Origin of the sequence: Vibrio aquaticus, from assembly GCF_003970385.1 — a bacterium.
GTDB lineage: Bacteria > Pseudomonadota > Gammaproteobacteria > Enterobacterales > Vibrionaceae > Vibrio > Vibrio aquaticus.
Genome location: NZ_RXZH01000001.1, coordinates 659,341 through 677,210, shown reverse-complemented (window position 1 = coordinate 677,210; position 17,870 = coordinate 659,341). Strand labels below are relative to the sequence as shown.

At 44.0% G+C, this 17,870-nt stretch carries 19 protein-coding genes and 1 pseudogene; 14 read left to right on the top strand and 6 right to left on the bottom strand.

Translation table 11 applies throughout. From position 1 onward, the window contains the following. The first annotated feature begins 143 nt into the window (after nucleotides 1-143). Complete coding sequence (locus EJ063_RS02855; protein ID WP_004418490.1) at nucleotides 144-500, top strand: YibL family ribosome-associated protein; 357 nt, start codon at nucleotides 144-146, stop codon at nucleotides 498-500. A 68-nt stretch (nucleotides 501-568) separates the two neighbouring features. On the opposite strand, the gene EJ063_RS02850 is transcribed toward EJ063_RS02855, so the two are convergent. The 4 genes from EJ063_RS02850 to EJ063_RS02835 all read right to left on the bottom strand — a co-directional run bounded on the left by EJ063_RS02850 (nucleotide 569) and on the right by EJ063_RS02835 (nucleotide 4,060). After that, the gene (locus EJ063_RS02850; RefSeq protein ID WP_126573101.1) at nucleotides 569-1,732 is read right to left on the bottom strand and encodes an amino acid permease; all 1,164 of its coding nucleotides are present in this window, start codon (nucleotides 1,730-1,732) and stop codon (nucleotides 569-571) included. Between the two features lie 264 nt (nucleotides 1,733-1,996). Beyond that, the gene (locus EJ063_RS02845) at nucleotides 1,997-2,266 is read right to left on the bottom strand and encodes a DksA/TraR family C4-type zinc finger protein (RefSeq protein WP_126572490.1); all 270 of its coding nucleotides are present in this window, start codon (nucleotides 2,264-2,266) and stop codon (nucleotides 1,997-1,999) included. A gap of 158 nt (nucleotides 2,267-2,424) precedes the next feature. Next, on the bottom strand, nucleotides 2,425-3,522 hold the full coding sequence (locus tag EJ063_RS02840; protein ID WP_126572489.1) for a permease: 1,098 nt from the start codon (nucleotides 3,520-3,522) through the stop codon (nucleotides 2,425-2,427). A 214-nt stretch (nucleotides 3,523-3,736) separates the two neighbouring features. Beyond that, on the bottom strand, nucleotides 3,737-4,060 hold the full coding sequence (locus tag EJ063_RS02835) for a hypothetical protein (RefSeq protein WP_126572488.1): 324 nt from the start codon (nucleotides 4,058-4,060) through the stop codon (nucleotides 3,737-3,739). 152 nt (nucleotides 4,061-4,212) lie between these two features. On the opposite strand from EJ063_RS02835, the gene EJ063_RS02830 reads away from it, so the two are divergent. The 5 genes from EJ063_RS02830 to EJ063_RS02810 all read left to right on the top strand — a co-directional run bounded on the left by EJ063_RS02830 (nucleotide 4,213) and on the right by EJ063_RS02810 (nucleotide 6,840). Continuing rightward, nucleotides 4,213-4,533 carry a helix-turn-helix transcriptional regulator gene (locus tag EJ063_RS02830; protein ID WP_126572487.1) on the top strand — a complete coding sequence of 107 codons (321 nt, stop codon included), beginning with the start codon at nucleotides 4,213-4,215 and terminating at the stop codon, nucleotides 4,531-4,533. Between the two features lie 143 nt (nucleotides 4,534-4,676). Next, nucleotides 4,677-4,970 (top strand): ArsR/SmtB family transcription factor, encoded by a 294-nt coding sequence (locus tag EJ063_RS02825; protein WP_126572486.1) that lies wholly within the window; start codon nucleotides 4,677-4,679, stop codon nucleotides 4,968-4,970. Next, nucleotides 4,957-5,529, top strand: a complete 573-nt coding sequence (sigZ, locus tag EJ063_RS02820; RefSeq protein ID WP_126572485.1) for an RNA polymerase sigma factor SigZ — start codon at nucleotides 4,957-4,959, stop codon at nucleotides 5,527-5,529. Before EJ063_RS02825 ends, sigZ begins: the two co-directional genes overlap by 14 nt. A 110-nt stretch (nucleotides 5,530-5,639) precedes the next feature. After that, the gene (locus EJ063_RS02815; protein WP_126572484.1) at nucleotides 5,640-6,329 is read left to right on the top strand and encodes a glutathione S-transferase family protein; all 690 of its coding nucleotides are present in this window, start codon (nucleotides 5,640-5,642) and stop codon (nucleotides 6,327-6,329) included. Between the two features lie 124 nt (nucleotides 6,330-6,453). Continuing rightward, nucleotides 6,454-6,840 (top strand): MAPEG family protein, encoded by a 387-nt coding sequence (locus tag EJ063_RS02810; RefSeq protein ID WP_126572483.1) that lies wholly within the window; start codon nucleotides 6,454-6,456, stop codon nucleotides 6,838-6,840. 64 nt (nucleotides 6,841-6,904) lie between these two features. Here EJ063_RS02810 and EJ063_RS02805 read toward each other — a convergent pair whose 3' ends face one another. Continuing rightward, nucleotides 6,905-7,927: an acyltransferase gene (locus EJ063_RS02805; protein ID WP_126572482.1), complete on the bottom strand. Its 1,023-nt coding sequence runs from the start codon at nucleotides 7,925-7,927 to the stop codon at nucleotides 6,905-6,907. Between the two features lie 327 nt (nucleotides 7,928-8,254). Here EJ063_RS02805 and EJ063_RS02800 point away from each other — a divergent pair, with 327 nt between their 5' ends. The 6 genes and pseudogenes from EJ063_RS02800 to EJ063_RS02775 all read left to right on the top strand — a co-directional run bounded on the left by EJ063_RS02800 (nucleotide 8,255) and on the right by EJ063_RS02775 (nucleotide 14,353). Continuing rightward, a complete protein-coding gene (locus EJ063_RS02800; RefSeq protein ID WP_158675983.1) occupies nucleotides 8,255-10,105 on the top strand; it encodes a methyl-accepting chemotaxis protein in 1,851 nt (616 codons plus the stop codon). A 74-nt stretch (nucleotides 10,106-10,179) separates the two neighbouring features. Beyond that, complete coding sequence (locus EJ063_RS02795) at nucleotides 10,180-10,767, top strand: TetR/AcrR family transcriptional regulator (RefSeq protein ID WP_126572480.1); 588 nt, start codon at nucleotides 10,180-10,182, stop codon at nucleotides 10,765-10,767. A gap of 121 nt (nucleotides 10,768-10,888) precedes the next feature. Beyond that, nucleotides 10,889-11,737: an alpha/beta hydrolase gene (locus EJ063_RS02790; RefSeq protein ID WP_126572479.1), complete on the top strand. Its 849-nt coding sequence runs from the start codon at nucleotides 10,889-10,891 to the stop codon at nucleotides 11,735-11,737. 189 nt (nucleotides 11,738-11,926) lie between these two features. Next, entirely contained in the window at nucleotides 11,927-13,315 is a 1,389-nt protein-coding gene (locus EJ063_RS02785) for an SLC13 family permease (protein ID WP_126572478.1), read from the top strand. Between the two features lie 51 nt (nucleotides 13,316-13,366). After that, nucleotides 13,367-13,588 (top strand): annotated as a pseudogene (locus EJ063_RS21235) (nucleoside/nucleotide kinase family protein); the annotation flags it as partial. 18 nt (nucleotides 13,589-13,606) lie between these two features. Continuing rightward, entirely contained in the window at nucleotides 13,607-14,353 is a 747-nt protein-coding gene (locus EJ063_RS02775) for a phosphatase (RefSeq protein WP_126572477.1), read from the top strand. A 61-nt stretch (nucleotides 14,354-14,414) separates the two neighbouring features. Here EJ063_RS02775 and EJ063_RS02770 read toward each other — a convergent pair whose 3' ends face one another. After that, nucleotides 14,415-15,020, bottom strand: a complete 606-nt coding sequence (locus EJ063_RS02770; RefSeq protein WP_126572476.1) for a LysE family translocator — start codon at nucleotides 15,018-15,020, stop codon at nucleotides 14,415-14,417. A 122-nt stretch (nucleotides 15,021-15,142) separates the two neighbouring features. On the opposite strand from EJ063_RS02770, the gene EJ063_RS02765 reads away from it, so the two are divergent. Together EJ063_RS02765 and EJ063_RS02760 are read left to right on the top strand one after the other, a co-directional pair. Next, complete coding sequence (locus EJ063_RS02765) at nucleotides 15,143-15,625, top strand: Lrp/AsnC family transcriptional regulator (protein ID WP_126572475.1); 483 nt, start codon at nucleotides 15,143-15,145, stop codon at nucleotides 15,623-15,625. 902 nt (nucleotides 15,626-16,527) lie between these two features. Then, nucleotides 16,528-17,577: an acyltransferase family protein gene (locus tag EJ063_RS02760; protein WP_126572474.1), complete on the top strand. Its 1,050-nt coding sequence runs from the start codon at nucleotides 16,528-16,530 to the stop codon at nucleotides 17,575-17,577. Nucleotides 17,578-17,870: the final 293 nt, after the last annotated feature.

Here is a 17,870-nt window from a genome sequence, read left to right as displayed (position 1 = left end):
GAACGAAAGCCAGTGCTGGTTAGCGCTGGCTTTTTTGTTTGTACACATGAACAAAAAATAACCATAATGACGATTATCATTAGGGAGGCGATTATCCTTATGCTACACTCGCCGCCCTTTTCTGTTTCAACGAGATAATGACCATGAGCCTTAAGAAAGAACTACAAAACCTGAATAACCGTATCGATAACTGCAATCGCAAACTTGATGCTGCAAAAGGCCGTGGTGATGGCGAAATGATCAAGAAGTTTACTGATGAGCTAGATAAGCTAAACAAAAAAGTAAGCTCAATGAAGCACAAGCAACAATATGACATGAACAAAGAGCGTAAAAGCCTGCAAGACATGCCGTTTTCTCGTGAAATCACTAAAGCAGAACAGGCTGATATGGGTAAACTGAAAAAGTCTGTGCGTGGTTTAGTGGTTGTTCACCCAATGACGAAACTGGGTAAAGAGCTAAAAATTCAGGTGATGACAGGTTACGCACCGAAAAAATTCTAATTGTTGGTTAAGACCAATAATCCAAAAAAAGCGCCGATTGGCGCTTTTTTTGTGTCTGAATAATGGGGTTAACTCATAAACCAAGAGACGAAGATCAAGGCACCAAACAAGAAAGTGACATTGAGTGCCAAACTGCCACCGCCTGCGGTATAAGAGCTTTCTAAACATAGGTTAGGGAAGTCTGGTTGACGTACCTTTTTCACCATCATGAGTGGTCCCCAAATCGCTAAGAATACTAATACCATTCCGGCGTAGTCGAGCATGCTAACGAACTGGTTTGAGAACAGACTTGCCAAAGCCAGTGGTAGTACAAACGTCAGCAAGTAAGCGGCTGGCTTATTTGTGGTAATCGCATCTTGGTTTTGGTCGTAAAGCGCCATAGAAACACCGAGGAAAGAGGTCACAAGCGCAAGCGCAGAGAAGATTGCCACAATCGTTTTGATCATAGATTGCGATTCACTGAAGGCGTTAATCAGCTCTGAGATATTGTGGAAGCGGCTGATCGCGTCTGTGCCTAGGTTGCCGATAATGGCAAATAACCAAATTAGGTAACAGAACAGAGGGATCAGAGAGCCGAGCAAAATCATGTTTCTGATTTCTTTTTGGCTGGCTTCACGGTTGTAGTCAATCAAGGAAGGGATCACCACCATCGACGCAAAACTAGTAAAGATAATCGCGCTGTATTTTACGATATCGTTGACTGAGTAATCTGAGTCTTGAGTGATGTAATCGAGATTAATGTTGTTAAGCAGCGAGAAAATGACGATAAACAGCATTGCGACCATCATTAAGAATAAGCCACGGTTCAGGCGGTCAATGTGCCCTTTGCCTGCAACAACAATTACCCCCATCAACAAACTAAATAGGGTATAGCAGGTCGTGGTAGAGACCGAGAACCCTACATCACTCAGCAGTTTGTTGAGGATGTCACCAATGCCAAGGATGTAAGCAATCGACATACAAACGAGCAGTAGGTAGAACAAGATATTAATGAAGTGCTGACCTGCTTTACCTAGAGTTAGATACGCCACACTGCTCATGCTGTTGCTTTGTTTCGTTTTACTGCAAGCTTCAGCGAGAAGAAGCGCAGAGAAGGTGGTGCCGATAAAGATAAACAGCATTAAAACGGAACTGACGATAAAACCGAATTGGGCCAATACCATGGGGATAGCAAGCATGCCTGCCCCAAGAGCGGTTCCTGCTAAAATCAAGGAACTGCCAAATAACTTCATATTCAAAAGAAAATACCTTACCTAAAAATAATTACAGCTTAAGTTGTAAAAAAATATTTCCACAAGCCTAACAAACTTGAGCTCAAAACGGAGGCCGTTTTTTCTAAGAATTATTGATTTTTTCTAAAATAATTTGCTGGCAATTATTGAGTGAATAATTTTTAAGGTAAGGGATTTTTGTGATGAATGTTGTAACGGTGAACGGGTGGCACAATGAGTGTGTGCGCTCATATCAGGCGAAGCCCGACGACTTCGCCATTGTTGTTACCGTAGTTGACTGTCTTTACTGGCTCTACGGTTGTAGGAACTGAATGCTTTCTCGCGTGCATCTTGCTTCTCTTGGCACTCGATACAGTACTCAACACCCGGAAGGATCTTTCGTCGAGCGGCTGGGATCAGTTCACCACATTCTAAGCAGTAATCGCTGTCATTGTATTCGTGGTGAAGGAGCGTACGAGCGCGGTTAATTGCATCAATAACAGTGGCATCGATTTGGTCTTGAACGCCACCATCTTTTGTAAATCCATTCGCCATAATGGTCTCCAGTGTAATGAATGACTAGGAGAGCATTATCGATTATTTAGCCAGCGTTGATAATAAATAGAATCGTGAATTACTATTACTTAGATGTAATAAAAGCCCTTCAAAAAGGGCTTTTAACGTTGATGGGGTTAACCAAAGTTCTTATGGGATTAACCAAAGATAAAGCTGTATAGGAAGCCTGCACCGATTGCCATACCTAAGATGACGGTAAGGAAAGCCGCAATCATCTGGTTCTTAAAAATAGACTTCAGCAAAATCACCTCGGTTAGACTTGCCCCAGCACTACCGATGATTAATGCCATCACAGAACCAAGTGCCATACCTTTTTGTACTAATGCCGCGCTTAATGGAATCACCGCTTCAGCGCGAATGTACAATGGAATACCGATGATGGCTGCAACTGGGATCGCGTACCACTTGCCTGCACCTGCGTACTGCGCAATCAACTCTGTTGGGATGAAGCCATAAATAAATGAACCCATCGCAATACCTAGCATCAAGTATGGGAACACTTGTTTAAAGTCTTTCCATGTTGAGTGCCAAATTCTTACCCAGCGGCTTGGCTCGCTCTTTTCAACGATGGTAGCGGTTGCCGCACCATCAGAACCGCAGCAGCTAACTTCAACTGCTGGTTCTTCTTTTGTTCCACAGCAGGCGTCAGTTTTTGCCATGACTGGAGCTGCTTCACCGCAGCTAGAAGTTGCACATGATGACTCTTTCTTTGGCGCTGGTTTAGTGTCGCCACAGCTCGTACCACAACTTGACGCTTCTGCTGCTTGGTAAGCTTCTGGCTTTACGTAACGCTCAAAGCCCAGCTTTTCTAATGTGTAACCAGCGACTACAGACACTGTCATCGCGACCAAGAAATAGAACAGCGCGACTTTCCAGCCGAAGGTGATGACAAACAAACCAATGATAACTGGGTTAAGCAACGGACTACCAAATAGAAACACCATCATCGGACCGAAGCCAGCTCTTGCACGCAGCAAACCTTTTAAGAAAGGAATGGTTGAGCATGAACAGAAAGGGGTGATAGCACCGAGTAGGGCAGCAACCACGTAACCTTTACCATTACGTGAGCTTAGGATCGATTGGATCTTTTGTGGTGTCAAAAACTCTTGCAGAACCCCAACGATATAGCTGATCGCGAGAAATAAAATAATCAGTTCAGTGGCAAGAAAGGCAAACATATTGAGCGCCTCAGTGGCCATGGTGACTAATTCGTTGCTTGGGAAACCTGTGTTCATAATGTAACTCCAAATTCGCTAATGAATGAATCTGAGTTGTTCAAATTCATTTCGACTTTTCTCGAATTATAGAAATAAAAAATGACAGATCAACCTTTTATTTCCATAAATGTCGAAATAAAGGGTTAAGTGGTTGTTTTTATGTGTTATTAATTGTTTAAGGTGAGAGTGCGAAGAGGATTTTTCTGTACCTTATCAACTAAGGGAAGCTCAGTTAGGCAAAAAACAGAGATTGCTCGAACCAGCTATCAATCAAACGAATATGGAAACTGATACAAACTACGCCACAAAACGCAATTTCACGTTCTGGCTCAGACATCTTAGCTAGAATGCTTTCTATCTCACTCAGGGCGATCAACTCTTCATGCAGTTTGAGTTCTTTGTAGGTCATCAGTCGTTGCTGAGCTTGGGTAAGGGCCACTTTCTTTTGGGGAGTGAGCGGCTCAATCAACTGCCATTTGGTATTGCATTGGACACCAATAAGCGTTTGCAAATTGCGACTGTGAACTTTGCAGGTTGCATTGAGAGGGTATCGCATTCTTTTCCTTAAGGAGGCTTTTTTAACGTAAGTGTCTTGTTTTGCTCGATTTTATTCATCTACCTCTAATGGGTAAATGTAGACCGGAAAAGATGGTCCACTTATTGCTCGAATTAGGACAAATATGTCCAGTGGATTGAGGGGGGGCGGTTATGGAGCCCATCATTACGGTGATAATGGAACGTAGGAAGCAAGCGGGTCTATCACAAGATAAGGTCGCGAAATTGGCTGGGATGAGTACTAAAACTTATCAGCGTATTGAGCGAGGCGAGTCAGATCTCAAGCTTTCTCAGTACCGAGCAATTTTACGTTCTCTAGGAATGACCCATTTAGATGTGGCCATGGATGAATTGTCGGTGAGGAAAATCGAATCTGATGACCTTATCTCGGCGGTAAGGCTTTTAGACAAAGAATCAAAGCTACTTTTGATCCGATTTATTCTGCAACTCTCTAAGTCTTTTAAAACAACATAATGTCATCGGCCTTTGCGTAGCGATAGCACGAGATCCATTTGCACACCTTCTATTTGCAAACTCTCTATTTGCGAACTCTCTATCTTGCAAATAGGTTATATTTCGATTATTTTGGAAATATAAATTTCTTTATGGAGTCTCGTATGGAACTCGAAATCGTTGCAAAGGCGCTCAAAGAGCTAGGCCATCCGACGCGTTTGTCGATTTACAAAGCGATTGTAAAAGCGGGCTACCAAGGTGTAGCGGTTGGTACAATCCAAGAAAAATTGGCCATTCCAGGTTCAACACTCTCACACCATATTTCAAGCTTGGCTTCAGCGGGCTTACTCAGTCAACGTCGTGAAGGGCGCACGCTTTTCTGTGTGGCTGAATATCAATGCTTAGAAGGTGTGATTGGTTTTCTTCAAGATGAGTGCTGCGCAGATGAAGCTTGCTAGTTCAACCTTCTCGTTAGAGAGCGTTTGGGGTGAATATCAAAGCGCTTTAAAATCGTTTCTGCATTCCAAAGTGAGTAATCCAGATGATGTGGATGACTTACAACAAGAGATTTTAATCAAAACACACCAAAATCTTGCCACAGTAAAAGAGGCGGATAGCGTTAAGTCATGGCTATTCCAATTGGCCAATCGAACCATTATCGATTTTTATCGCAAGCGCGCTCGTCAGCAGCGAGATGGAGAATTGAACCCTGACGATTTGTGGTTCGAACAAGAGGAAGCTTCTTTAGAACAAGAGATGGCAGAATGCATTCAGCCGTTTGTTGATGCCTTACCACAAGAACAGTCATCGTTGATCAGTGCTGTGGATTTGCAAGGAGCGAGTCAAAAGCAGCTCGCAGATAAAGTTGGACTAAGCTATTCAACGCTTAAGTCACGAGTTCAAAAAGGCCGCGTTGAGTTAAGAAAACTGTTTGAAGAGTGCTGTACTTTGCAATTAGATAAAAACGGCAGCGTGATTGATTGTGAAGTAAAATCAGATGGTTGCGGAAAGTGCTGAAATTAATTTCAAAAAAATTCGTCTGATCTTCGTCTTTTAAAAAGTCTACCCGTCTTAAGGGTGTAAGTGATGCAAAACAGGCATCCTCCCTAAATGAGAAGAGTAGTAACATGATTAAGATTATCAGCTTTAAAATTTGTCCATTTGTTCAACGCGTAACTGCAGCGCTAGAAGCGAAAAAAATTCCTTATGAGATCGAGTACATTAGCTTGAGCAACAAGCCACAGTGGTTCTTAGATATCTCACCAAATGGTCAAGTACCTTTGCTAGTAACAGAAAGTGGCACAGCACTGTTTGAGTCAGACGCCATTATCGAATACATCGAAGATGAGTTTGGTCCACTAGAACAAGGCGTGACTAACGAGCAACGTGCTTTAGACCGTGCATGGAGCTACTTAGGTTCTAAACATTACTTGGCGCAATGCGGCACTATGCGCAGCAGCGACAAAGCAACACTGACCGAAAAAGTTGCTAACCTTGCTAAAGCATTCGCTAAGGTAGAAAAGCAAGTGGCAGGCCCATTCTTTAAAGGCGAGAAACTCAGCAACGTTGATATGGCGTGGTTACCTCTGCTGCACCGCGCTCACATCATCAAAGCGCATACCTGCTTTGATATGCTTGATGGCTTCCCAAGAGTTCAAGCGTGGCAACAGCAGCTGATGGAAACTGGCCTAGTAGAGATAACCGTCGCGGAAGACTTTGAAGAGGCATTTACCGGTTTCTACCTGTCGGAGCAAACCTTTCTTGGTAAAGGTGAAGACTGCAAGCCAAACAACGGCTGTGGCACAAACTGCTGTTAATTAATTGAGATTATGATCAAGCCTCGCGAATTTGCGGGGCTTTTTGCTATTTGAGACTTGGTATCGATGAAAGATTACCTACACTGATAAGGTTTTAGTTATCTAATACATACGGAGAAGAACAATGGTCACTGCGCTCTATGCGGCAATTTTGGCAGCCCTGATGATTTGGCTGTCGATCCAAGTCATCAAACAACGTAGAAAAGCACAGGTGAAATATGCCGATGGCGGTGTCGATGCCTTAACCATCGCACGAAGTGCCCAAAGCAATGCCGTCGATTATGTGCCGATAACCCTCATGTTGATGGCGCTGCTTGAACATAATGGTGCACAGCTTTGGATGATTCACCTATGTGGTATTACGTTTGTGGTAGGGCGAGTTTTACATGCGAAAGGGATTTTGGCGGATAGATTAAAAGGGCGAGTCTCTGGTATGAAGCTGACCTTTCTGGTGATGGCGGCACTGATTGTGCTCAATATCGCTTATTTGCCGTTTGAGAGGCTGTGGTAACAAGCTCTAATAAAAAAGCGATGGTGGGAGCCATCGCTTTTTCAAACTTAATGATTTATTGAACTTACCTAAATAACCAACGGTAAAGCGGTGTCTTTTCAACAAGCCTAACTACGAGGTAGGTAAAGACGAAAGCCCCAAACAACACCGTCATATCTTTACTAAAGCCGCTCAGTTGTAAGATGCCTGATACGTTCATCATGACGATGATCATCGGTAGGTGAGCAACGTACATTGGCAGCACATATTTCGATTGCTTTGTCAGCCAGCGATTTTCTCCAAGTGTCGGTTTTGCTAGTAACCACATAAAGCAGCCTGTTCCCCATAACACGGTGCCAAACAGAAAATCATTAGCATTAAATGGCTGTTCAAATTGGTTTAAAAGCAACGCCTCAGCGAAATGCATGGCGAAGCCCAATAGAGCCAATGTTAATGCTTGTCGGGCGGTCGCTTGGATATTCTTTTGACGAATGGTAAAGCCAATGGCAAACAGCAGGGTGCTAAAGAACGGGCCGTTACGTGTAAAAATTGGTGACCAGAACTCGGTCAAACCTTGATAGCTGCCCGCAAGTACTCCGTATACGTACAACGTGAAAGCGAGAGGGATCAGCAGGTCAATCTTGTTTAACTTAGACAAGAGTGCCGTGATAGCCGCTGCACACATTAACGCGGGAATAAACCATAAGTGAACCAAGCCGCCTTCAAATAATGTGTTTAAAGGCGTTTGTGCGAGATAGCCCCAGTAGCCTTGTCGCTCTGCCAAATAACCGGCTTCCGTTACCGTTCCAAGATTAAACGGCATCGCCAGACAGATAGCACTCCATACTAAAAAAATCTTCAGTAGTGGCGACAGATACTGTTTGAGTGTCGTCGTAGGGTCTACGATTAGTTTAGGTTGAATTAAATAGCCTGAAATTAGAAAAAAGAGTGGGACAGCAAATCGAGTGGCTTGATTGAACACATAACCGAGCCAAGGCGTACCGTCATACTGCCAGTAGCTGATAAACATCTGGCAATGCATAGCAATAATGGCGCAAATCGCAACGACTCGGCCGAACTCGATACTGATGATTTTTTTAGGACTCATAACGTCATAGCAAAAAGAAACAAAGGCCCTGACAGTATCACCTCCCGGAATGTACACAATTGATTTCGAGAGGGGTTTCTCTATCACGTTACAGTATTCTCCGTGGTTTGAGATATAGCTCTCCTTTTTGTATCGCAAGAGGGCACCAAAGGCAGGTTAGGTCTGTTTAAGTTTGCGTTAATGGCAGGTGTATGAAATTATAGAATGATATTCTGTATGTTTGGGGGCAATATGTTTAATGGGGTTAAAATAAGCACTAAAATTGTTGTGGCTTTCGCGGCATGTTTCATTTGTTTTGGAATGTCAGCCTATGTGAGCTATCAGGGCATGCAACGAGCTATTGACAGCTTTAAGGTGTTTGGAAAACTGTCGCAAGAAACGACGCTCATCGGCCAAGTGCAAGCCAATATGCTGCAAACACGTTTAGGTGTGAATGAATTTCTTGCCACCCATGATGATGCTTATCTGCTTGCGTTTAATCAGCGGTTAGAGAGAACAAAAACTTTACTGTCGGATCTTGAAAGTTACCTACATGACGAAGAAAGCCTACGCCATTTTGCCAAGATCAATACGGAAATTGCCGACTATGCGCATGATTTTGACCTGTTACAGAAAGAAGTTCACGAGTTTGATGTTTCACTACATGGCGCGATGAAACAGCAGGAAACATCCGCATTGAATGCAATAGAGACCTTGCTAAAAAGTGCCCACAAAAGTGGTGATGCAGATATTGAGTACTACTCCGCTCTTTTGATGGAAACCTTCCTATTCTCAAAAATCTCAGTTTCAAACTACCTACAAGACCCTAAGAAAACACCGCTTAGCGAGCCAAACAAATACCTACAGACGACGCTTCCTGAGGCGGAACAGTCATTAGAAAAAGTACTGAAAACGGCAGAGCAAAAACGCCTTTTGGAGGAGTTTGAGGGCCAGCGTGTTCTCTATTTGGGTGAGTTTAAACACGTCGTCGAACTGAAACAGCAAGAAGAGTTTCTAACTCGAGATTTGATCCGACTAGGTGAAGATATTTCGGTTGAGCTTGAAGCGATTAAGTACACCGCAATTGAGCAACAAAATACGATGGTCCCTCAAATGCAGCAGCAGAAAGAGCGTACGATTACAGCGATGGTCATCGCTGCTCTGATTGCTATTGTTATCGGTATCGGTTTTGCGACTTGGGTTCGTCACTCTATTTTGACGGGTATTGCCCGCGTTAAAGTGATTTCTCAGAACCTAGCGCAAGGCAATTTGTCGGTGAAAGTTGAAAACAAACATCGAGATGAGCTAGGGGAACTGCTTGAAGATATGCAGGGTACGATGCAGTCACTGCGCGATATTGTCGGTGAGGTGTCTGAGTCTAGTCATCGAGCAGGAGCCATGTCTGAAGAGCTGTCACAGATTACCCAATTGACGAACCAATCGACCATCGCGCTTAAAGCGGAAATGGAAGGGGTGTCGACGGCAATAGAGCAGCTATCTGCAAGTACTCTTGAAATCTCGACCAGTGCACAAGGCGCGTCGGAGTTCACCAAACAGGCAACGTTTAATGCTGAAGAAAGCCTCAGCGTGGTTGGACAAACATTGGATGATATCCGTGTAATTGAAAATGAAATGACTGCAAGTGTGGAGCAGATTCAGAACTTGCATCAAGAGTCTATCAACATTGGTTCAATATTAGAGACGATTCGTGGCGTCGCCGACCAAACCAACTTGTTAGCGCTGAATGCCGCAATCGAAGCAGCAAGGGCTGGCGAGCAAGGACGTGGCTTTGCGGTTGTGGCGGATGAAGTTCGAACTCTCGCGCAGCGAACTCAAGACGCGACTCACCAAATTGAAACCTTAATTGGTGGACTTCAATCGGGGGCAGAAAAAGCCACAAGCTCCATCGCGAGCAGTCATAAAAAGGTCACAGAGACGTCGGAACAAGCCATCTCTGCGACGGATAAACTGGAGGCAATCAAGAGCTCGATTTATGAACTCAATGAGCTAAATACTCAAATTGCTACCGCAGTTGAAGAGCAAAGCACCGTTGCCAACAGTGTCAGCGGTAGTGTTCAAGAAACGAACGAGATTACCGTCCAAGCTTCCGAATCAGTCACTGAAATCTCGGCTGCAGCCACGGAATTAACCAGTGTTGCACAACACCTAGATATGCAGATGAAACGCTTCACCCTATAGTGGTCGAACCGGTTAAGTGTTGCAAAAAAGAACGAGTGTGCTAAAAATAACGGTGTGGATGATGAGAGATTTGTATGAGTAAAGGCAAAGCGACCCGAGAAAATATCTTAAGCAAAGCATTTGAGCTAGCGAGTATCAATGGATTAGAAAGCTTAACCATTGGTGAACTAGCCAAGCAATGCGAGATGTCGAAAAGCGGTCTGTTTGCGCATTTTAACTCCAAAGACAACTTACAAATCTCGGTTCTAGACTATGCGAACCAGATTTTTACTGAACGCGTTATTGCGCCAGCGAGAATGAGCACATCGATTTCTATTGAAGAGAAGCTCAACACATTGCTCGATAACTGGTTAGGCTGGAATCACTCGTTTCAAGGCAGTTGTATGTTCCTTGATGCTTGGAAAGAAACGTGTGCCGAAGCGCCTCCTACGCAGGTGGTGTTGAAAAAGACCATCGCAACTTGGATAGACTACTTGACGATTCAAGTCGCGAAAGGCGTTGAGAGTGGCGAGTTTAGAGCGGATTTAGATCCTAAGCAGGCGACATTTGAACTGTATGGTCTTTATCTCAGTGCGCACTTGTTTTACTCCCTTCACGGTGAGCAAGCGAGTTATGAGCACTTTTGGCAAGGCGTGAAACGTCAAATCGCTAGCTGGAAGTAACAAGAACAAAATAAGCCAAACCGACATGTTTGGCTTATTATTTACATAAAAATAGCACGGTCGTTCGCTTTGTTGTAATGCTCTTCATTGGCGGCAGATCGAGCCTCAAAAGGACAGAACCATGAGTGAGAAGATCTACTTTAATACCTCGCAAAAATTCAGCGTGAAAAAGAGTCTTGTGAATTTAACCACCAGGCTTCACCACACTCTCGCGCCAAAGCACGCGGAGAAAACGGCCAGAAAACTGTTACTAACGCCAGCACGCCCAGAACCTAAAAATTCAGAGCCAGCAGGGCTTGTTAAAGCGGAAGTGGAATCAAAAGAAGGAACGCTGCAGACTTACTCACTGGGCAGTGGTCCTGTATGGGTACTCGCACACGGCTGGTCAGGCAGCGCGAGTCAGTTTTATCCGTTGATGGAACACATTGCCAGCCGAGGCTTCACAGCGCTGGCATACGATCACCCAGGACACGGTAAAAGTGGTGGTGTGTATGGTCATATCCCTGCCTTTGTAAACGGCCTCGAAGCAATTCTAGACAGTGTTGATGAGGTGGCGGGGTTAGTCGCACATAGCATGGGCACGGCATCTTCGATTGAATGTCACCATCAGAAGCTAGTAGACAAACCTTTCCTATTGATTGCACCTGTTCTTGATTACCTCGACAATTTGTTTGGTAGCGTGGCGCGTTCGGGCTATTCGATGAAGTTGTTTAATGCCGTGGTGTCTGAAATCGAAGAACAATACCGATACCCAATTCAGTCGGTTGATCCTTACAATAAACTTAAACTTCGCACTGCGGCGACCATTATCGTTCATGATGAAGGGGACAAGTTCGCTAAGTTTGATGTGTCAGAAAGAGCGGCTGGCGAAATGGAGAACGTGACTCTAATTGCGACTAAAGGCCAAGGTCACGGACGAGTGATGAAATGTACTGAAGTGATGGATAGCTTTGATGCACTCATTAACTGATAGCTTTGTAGAATATTCAGTCGGATAATGAGCGGCTAAATGTATGTTAAATAGTTAAATTTATCATATATTTAACATTGTTAACCTTAATATTGATGTGGTTAACAATTTCGCAATGGAAAATATTTCCTGAAGGGCTTATGTGGGATCATTTGATATGCCATTAGGCCCTCATAAGGAAATATAATAATGAATAGAAATGATAGTGTCCCTCTGCCTAGCAATACCCGAGAATGGTTCTTTAATCGAAATAGCATGATTATCCTCGCGGATGTTGTGCTCTTTGCGGTGATGTACTTTACCCTCCCTTTTGATCCTCAAGTCGTCTTAGGGCTTTGTATGCTAACCTTCATCGCCATTCTTTGGTTGACGGAAGCATTGCATGTCACCGTTACCGCAATACTCGTCCCAGTAATGGCGGTGCTATTTGGGGTTTTTGATACTCAAACCGCTCTGAACAACTTTGCCAATTCCATCATCTTCCTCTTCCTTGGCGGCTTTGCGCTTGCCGCGGCGATGCACAGGCAGGGGCTAGATAAAGTGATTGCAGACAAGGTGCTCATTATCGCTCAAGGCAAAATGAGTGTGGCAGTATTTATGCTGTTTGGTGTGACAGCCGCTTTGTCTATGTGGATCAGTAACACGGCAACCACAGCAATGATGCTGCCCTTAGTGCTGGGTGTGCTGAGTAAAGTGAACTCTGAAAGTGGTCATAAAACCTATGTGTTTGTTCTACTTGGTATTGCTTACAGTGCCAGTATTGGCGGCATTGCAACGATTGTTGGTAGCCCACCGAATGCGATTGCTGCCGCGGAAGTCGGGCTAACCTTTACCGAGTGGATGAGCTTCGGCTTACCGACTGCACTTATCTTGCTGCCAATCGCTATCGCCACTCTGTTTGTGATTTTAAAGCCTGATCTCCAAGGAAAGTTCGAACTCAACCATGATGCAGTGAACTGGGATAAAGGTAAGGTGGTGACTTTAGCCATTTTTGCCGCCACAGTGTGCCTTTGGATCTTCAGCAAGCCAATCAATGCGATGCTTGGTGGGTACGCGAAATTTGATACTGTGGTTGCGTTAGGGGCGATAGTGGCCGTTAACTTTGCACGAGTCGTGCATTGGAAAGATATTGAAAAGACCGCAGATTGGGGCGTATTACTGCTATTCGGCGGTGGTATCTGTTTAAGTAACGTCCTGAAAGCAACAGGGACAAGTGTCTTCTTAGCCAATGGTTTGAGTGAGATGATTGCCCACCTTGGCATCTTTTTCATCATTGCAGTTATCGCTGTGTTTGTTGTGTTCTTAACCGAGTTTGCCAGTAATACGGCCAGTGCCGCGCTATTGATCCCGGTATTCGCAACGGTTGCTGAAGCCTTTGGCATGTCGCCAGTGATCTTATCGGTACTGATCGCAGTGGCGGCTTCTTGTGCCTTCATGTTGCCTGTTGCAACGCCACCAAATGCGATTGTGTTTGGCTCTGGGCATATAAAGCAAAGTGAAATGATGCGAGTGGGTATTATTTTAAATATCGCCTGTATTTTAGCGTTGACGTTCATTGCCCTGACTTTTTGGGCGTAACTAGACTCAAATCTGCAAATCCTGTCAGTGATGGCAGGGTGAATTTAACCCTTAAGGCAAGCGAGCGACTTTACGATTTTCATCGACACTGACCCGAAATACCTTGAAGAGAGGCTGGTAAACCGTAAGATCCGTGGAGGCACTTCTCCAGAAGAGGCCCAACGTTTTTATGATCAGTCCGATTCAAAGAATGTCGAGAAGGTGTTAAACCATTCAATTGATGCCGATTTGACGCTTTACATGAATCAAGATGGTTCATTTGAAATTAACTAACTGAATTTAGGAGGTACGATGGAAATCGTTGTCGACAGCCATACTCATACGATTGCCAGTGGGCACGCTTACAGCACCATCTTAGAAAATGCGCAGGCCTCCAAAGCTAAGGGGTTAAAGCTTCTTTGTACGACAGATCATGCTCCAGAAATGCCAGGTGCCCCCCACTACTGGTTTTTCAACAATCAAAGGATCTTGCCCCGCTTTCTTCACGATGTCGGTATTTTGCGCGGCTGCGAAGCCAACACGCTCAATACTGACGGTGATTTAGATTTGCCGCCATCGTCTTACCAGCACCTTGATTGGATCATTGCCAGTTTCCATGAGCCGGTATTTGCCCCATCCACTGAAGAACTGCACACCGAGGCGCTGATCAATGTGATTAAAAAGGGTAAGGCAGATGTGCTAGGGCACTTAGGTAATCCGAACTTCCCGTTTGATATCAAAGCGGTTCTAGAGTGCGCTAAAGAGCACAACGTAGCGATTGAAATCAACAACACCTCGCTGACGGGCAAAAGCCGTAAAGGCAGCGACAGCCGCTGTGCTCAAATCGTCGAGATTGGTAAAGAAGTTGGTGTGTATTTCACGACCGGTTCTGATGCTCATTTTTGTGAGGAAATTGCTCACCTAGATTTAGCCAAAGCGTTATTAAAGAAGTATGGTGTTGATGAAGAAAAAGTCATTTCGACTTCCACATCTAGGTTTTTGAATTTCTTGTTGTTGCGTGGCAAAGAACGCATCGAGGAATTTGCTGAGCTGTACTAAGTACCGTTCCTGATTCATGAAAAAGCCCTAGCAGCATGCCGTTGCTAGGGCTTTTGTTTGTCTAAATTACACTCGGCTGAGAGACAACAAACATCGCAATCATGGCTAAACAGCCACCAAAGCATCGATTGATGATGGCGAGTTTCTTTGGTGATTGGATTAGCTGGTTGAGCATAGTGCCGAAGTAGGCCCACATAGCCATACCGATCACCCCTGTTATGACCATTCCGCTGATAATTATCACGGCTTGAATCAGATAGCTTTCATTCGGTGAGATAAACTGAGAAAACACCGTTAGTGATGCGACCCAACTTTTCGGGTTGAGGATTTGCACCAGAACCCCCGAGGCAAAGCCAGACTTCTTGACGGTGCTGTTGGTATCTAACCTTGTATTAGCGATGCCCCAAGCCATGTAGAGCAGGTAGCCAGCTCCTAACCACTTCATCACTGTGTAAAGCTCAGGATAAAGGCTAAACAGCCCCACTAGACCAACACTAGAACCGACTAGCAGGATGATGACTCCCACCGCACAACCAAACATAAATGGGATGGTGGCACTGAACCCATAGCGACTCGATAGGCCTAGCAAGGCAATATTACCCGCTCCAGGGACTATAGAAATAGAAACGGCAAATAGCATAAATGCCATCATGATTTGAGCGCTCATTAACTCTTCCTCAGATAATTATTATTTTTGATGTGAGATCAGTCTATCGAATCGGCTAGGAATAAAATTGCTAAATGAGTTAAAATTAAAATCAACTTGAGCAGACTATTTCTAAAAACAGTATGAAGCAGAAAGAATCCACCAATAATGTGCTAGATGACACTGATTTAACCATTTTGCGACACATCCAAGAAGATGGCCGAATCAGCAACAGTAAGCTGGCCGAAAAGGTTAACTTAAGCGAAACCCCATGCTGGCGCCGTTGGAAGAAAATGGAAGAAGAGGGCTACATTGAGGGTTACCAAGCCAAGCTCAATCGCAAGAAGATGGGTTATCAGGTTTCCGGTTTCACCTTAGTGACTTTAGGCAGCCATGAGGTTGAAAACACCGAACCGTTTGAAGATTTTGTCGCTGAAGCTGGCTGGATTCAAATGTGCCACTGCATTGCTGGTGGTGCAGATTACATCGTTCAGGTGGTCGCTAAAGATCTGGATGAATACTTCGATCGAATTAGCTCAATGCGCCGAGTGAAAGGGGTCAGCTCGATTCAATCTAATGTCTCGGTAAAAGAGATCAAAAGTACCTTTCAGTTGCCGTTGGTGTAATGTGTCCCTAAGCAGTTTTTAAAAGGTTGTTCTAAGTTGGATTTGCTCCTTCTTGAGTCATGCATCTAAGCTTATGTATCGATAATTGGCAACGTTGATATACAAATAGTAATGAATGGTAAAAGGCAAGGCCTGACACTGCTTGTTTGCTCTTGGATAGGCTTAACACCTCGGCAGTACGCCAGTGGTGATACTACCAGATGAGGCAAAATCAGCAAACGGCGTAAACCCACACTCAGAAAGCTTCTTCTCCACGGTGCGCGAGTCATACTGAATAGAAGCTCAGTAAAAGATGACCCCCTTAGCCGCTAGATGAATGGCTTAAAAGAACGCACGCATCCATGAAAATGTCCCGTCGCTATAGCAAACAAGCTTGCTCGTATTAGATGGCTGTACTGGCTAGCATAACCGAATTCCAAGCTTCCAAGGCATGATAAAGCCACGTACTGAAAACCAGACACAAGGAAACGGTAGCAACACATTTAATGAATAAACGGCATTCTCCCCGCTTGGAACTTCGAAGGGGTAACTGCTTGAAAGTAAGAGCCTTGTGTATAGGTAAACAGGGCTCTTGAGTCTCATTATAGCGCTTCGTAAACAAGCGAAAACAGACACCGGATATATGTCAAAAGACCGTGTTTTTTAACTCGCGCTAGTACCGTTAATCAGGTGAATTTATGTGACAGAAGAACAATTATGTCTTTTAACCTTTTCTGAGAATACTTCTCAATCAGCTTGCAATGACCCATCTATGTGTCAAATTTCCGAACGGCACCACACTATTATGGATTTGTAACTATTTCATCTTTGTATAAGAGCGTGCAATTTTATTCTTACTATTAAGATAAGGCCAAATTTCATGTAAAAGTACTTCAAAACACAATAGCAACCAGTCAGTCTTTGTGACTAAAAGTACTATGCCGGTTTTTGGTTATATGAAGAGTAGAAATGTAAAAATAGATACCTTAAGAGGTCTAGCTTGTTTGTTGCTTGTTACATATCACGTAATAGGCTCTGAACCACAGAATGGATTGAGGATCGCTGAAGGGGCTTATCGAGAGCTCAATGACATTTTGGCATATTTGCGCATGCCTCTCTTTACTTTTTTGTCGGGATTGGTGTATGCGTATCGTCCTTTTCAAACCGGGGCGAAAGACTTCTTGGTTAAAAAAGCCAGACGTCTTTTGCTACCGATGCTCATCGTCGGAACCGCATTCGCATTTCTTCAGTCTATAACACCAGGTTCTAATGCAAGTATCACTCAATGGTATCTACTGCATATTAAGCCAGTCGCTCATTTTTGGTTTATTGAATCTCTGTTTGTTTTGTTTGTTTTAATTGTGCTTTTTGAGAGAAGCAAACTGTTCGATACGTTTGGTAAGTTCACAGTTACATTTGCTGCAATGTCATGTTTGTATCTGTCGCCGATTGATATTGCATACTTCTCCATTAATGGGACTCTCTATCTCGCCCCTTACTTCTTTGCCGGCATGGCAATGAAACGGTATGTCGCACTAAATAAATTAAATGGCAATTGGAGGGGGCTGATGCTCGGTTCGGTTGTTGTTACCTATTATTTGGTCGGTAATGAGATTGTTATTATCGACGAACAACGTTCGCTCTTGGCCTTAGTACTCGGGATATGCTCATGTGTAGCGTTAATGGGGATGGGATTAAAAAACGAATTTCTTGCTAGGATCGGCGTCTACTCGTATTCGATCTATATATTCCATGTGTTTTTTACCGCGTCAAGCCGAATTCTTCTTCTAAAGTTAAATGTTAGCCAGATCGAGTTGATAATTTTAATATCTCTAACACTGGGCGTTGTTGGTCCAATAGTAGTCGAAAAAGTACTCGAAAGATTTAACATTGTTCGAGCTTTGTTTTTGGGCAAACCTGCTTGGCGAGAGAGAAAAAAGAAGCGGTTTTCTAAGGTAGAGTCGCCAAGTTAGTTTTACGCTCTATTAAGGCGTATTTAGTGTTAGGCTAAAAACACAAAACCCAAAGTTGTTGCAATTATGCTTTGCGTTGGGCGGCTCTTTAAGCGCTTGATTATGTAAACATCCCTTTCTTAGCGGCACTCGAAACTCGAAGTTAGCGAAGCCCCCTTCAGTCATTTACAATACTAAACGTTACTCGAAAACAATTAGTAGAACTGAATCTCTAGTTAGGTTTTGTCCAGCATTTTTTGGCTGCAGTTGGTTTACAAAGGGCATGTAATAGGGGCAAGCAGGTCGCACTAACG

Coding starts and splice junctions, on each gene's coding strand:
- EJ063_RS02855 (WP_004418490.1), top strand. CDS start 144: ATGAGCCTTAAGAAAGAACTACAAAACCTGAATAACCGTATCGATAAC.
- EJ063_RS02850 (WP_126573101.1), bottom strand. CDS start 1,732: ATGAAGTTATTTGGCAGTTCCTTGATTTTAGCAGGAACCGCTCTTGGG.
- EJ063_RS02845 (WP_126572490.1), bottom strand. CDS start 2,266: ATGGCGAATGGATTTACAAAAGATGGTGGCGTTCAAGACCAAATCGAT.
- EJ063_RS02840 (WP_126572489.1), bottom strand. CDS start 3,522: ATGAACACAGGTTTCCCAAGCAACGAATTAGTCACCATGGCCACTGAG.
- EJ063_RS02835 (WP_126572488.1), bottom strand. CDS start 4,060: ATGCGATACCCTCTCAATGCAACCTGCAAAGTTCACAGTCGCAATTTG.
- EJ063_RS02830 (WP_126572487.1), top strand. CDS start 4,213: ATGGAGCCCATCATTACGGTGATAATGGAACGTAGGAAGCAAGCGGGT.
- EJ063_RS02825 (WP_126572486.1), top strand. CDS start 4,677: ATGGAACTCGAAATCGTTGCAAAGGCGCTCAAAGAGCTAGGCCATCCG.
- sigZ (WP_126572485.1), top strand. CDS start 4,957: ATGAAGCTTGCTAGTTCAACCTTCTCGTTAGAGAGCGTTTGGGGTGAA.
- EJ063_RS02815 (WP_126572484.1), top strand. CDS start 5,640: ATGATTAAGATTATCAGCTTTAAAATTTGTCCATTTGTTCAACGCGTA.
- EJ063_RS02810 (WP_126572483.1), top strand. CDS start 6,454: ATGGTCACTGCGCTCTATGCGGCAATTTTGGCAGCCCTGATGATTTGG.
- EJ063_RS02805 (WP_126572482.1), bottom strand. CDS start 7,927: ATGAGTCCTAAAAAAATCATCAGTATCGAGTTCGGCCGAGTCGTTGCG.
- EJ063_RS02800 (WP_158675983.1), top strand. CDS start 8,255: ATGCAACGAGCTATTGACAGCTTTAAGGTGTTTGGAAAACTGTCGCAA.
- EJ063_RS02795 (WP_126572480.1), top strand. CDS start 10,180: ATGAGTAAAGGCAAAGCGACCCGAGAAAATATCTTAAGCAAAGCATTT.
- EJ063_RS02790 (WP_126572479.1), top strand. CDS start 10,889: ATGAGTGAGAAGATCTACTTTAATACCTCGCAAAAATTCAGCGTGAAA.
- EJ063_RS02785 (WP_126572478.1), top strand. CDS start 11,927: ATGAATAGAAATGATAGTGTCCCTCTGCCTAGCAATACCCGAGAATGG.
- EJ063_RS02775 (WP_126572477.1), top strand. CDS start 13,607: ATGGAAATCGTTGTCGACAGCCATACTCATACGATTGCCAGTGGGCAC.
- EJ063_RS02770 (WP_126572476.1), bottom strand. CDS start 15,020: ATGAGCGCTCAAATCATGATGGCATTTATGCTATTTGCCGTTTCTATT.
- EJ063_RS02765 (WP_126572475.1), top strand. CDS start 15,143: ATGAAGCAGAAAGAATCCACCAATAATGTGCTAGATGACACTGATTTA.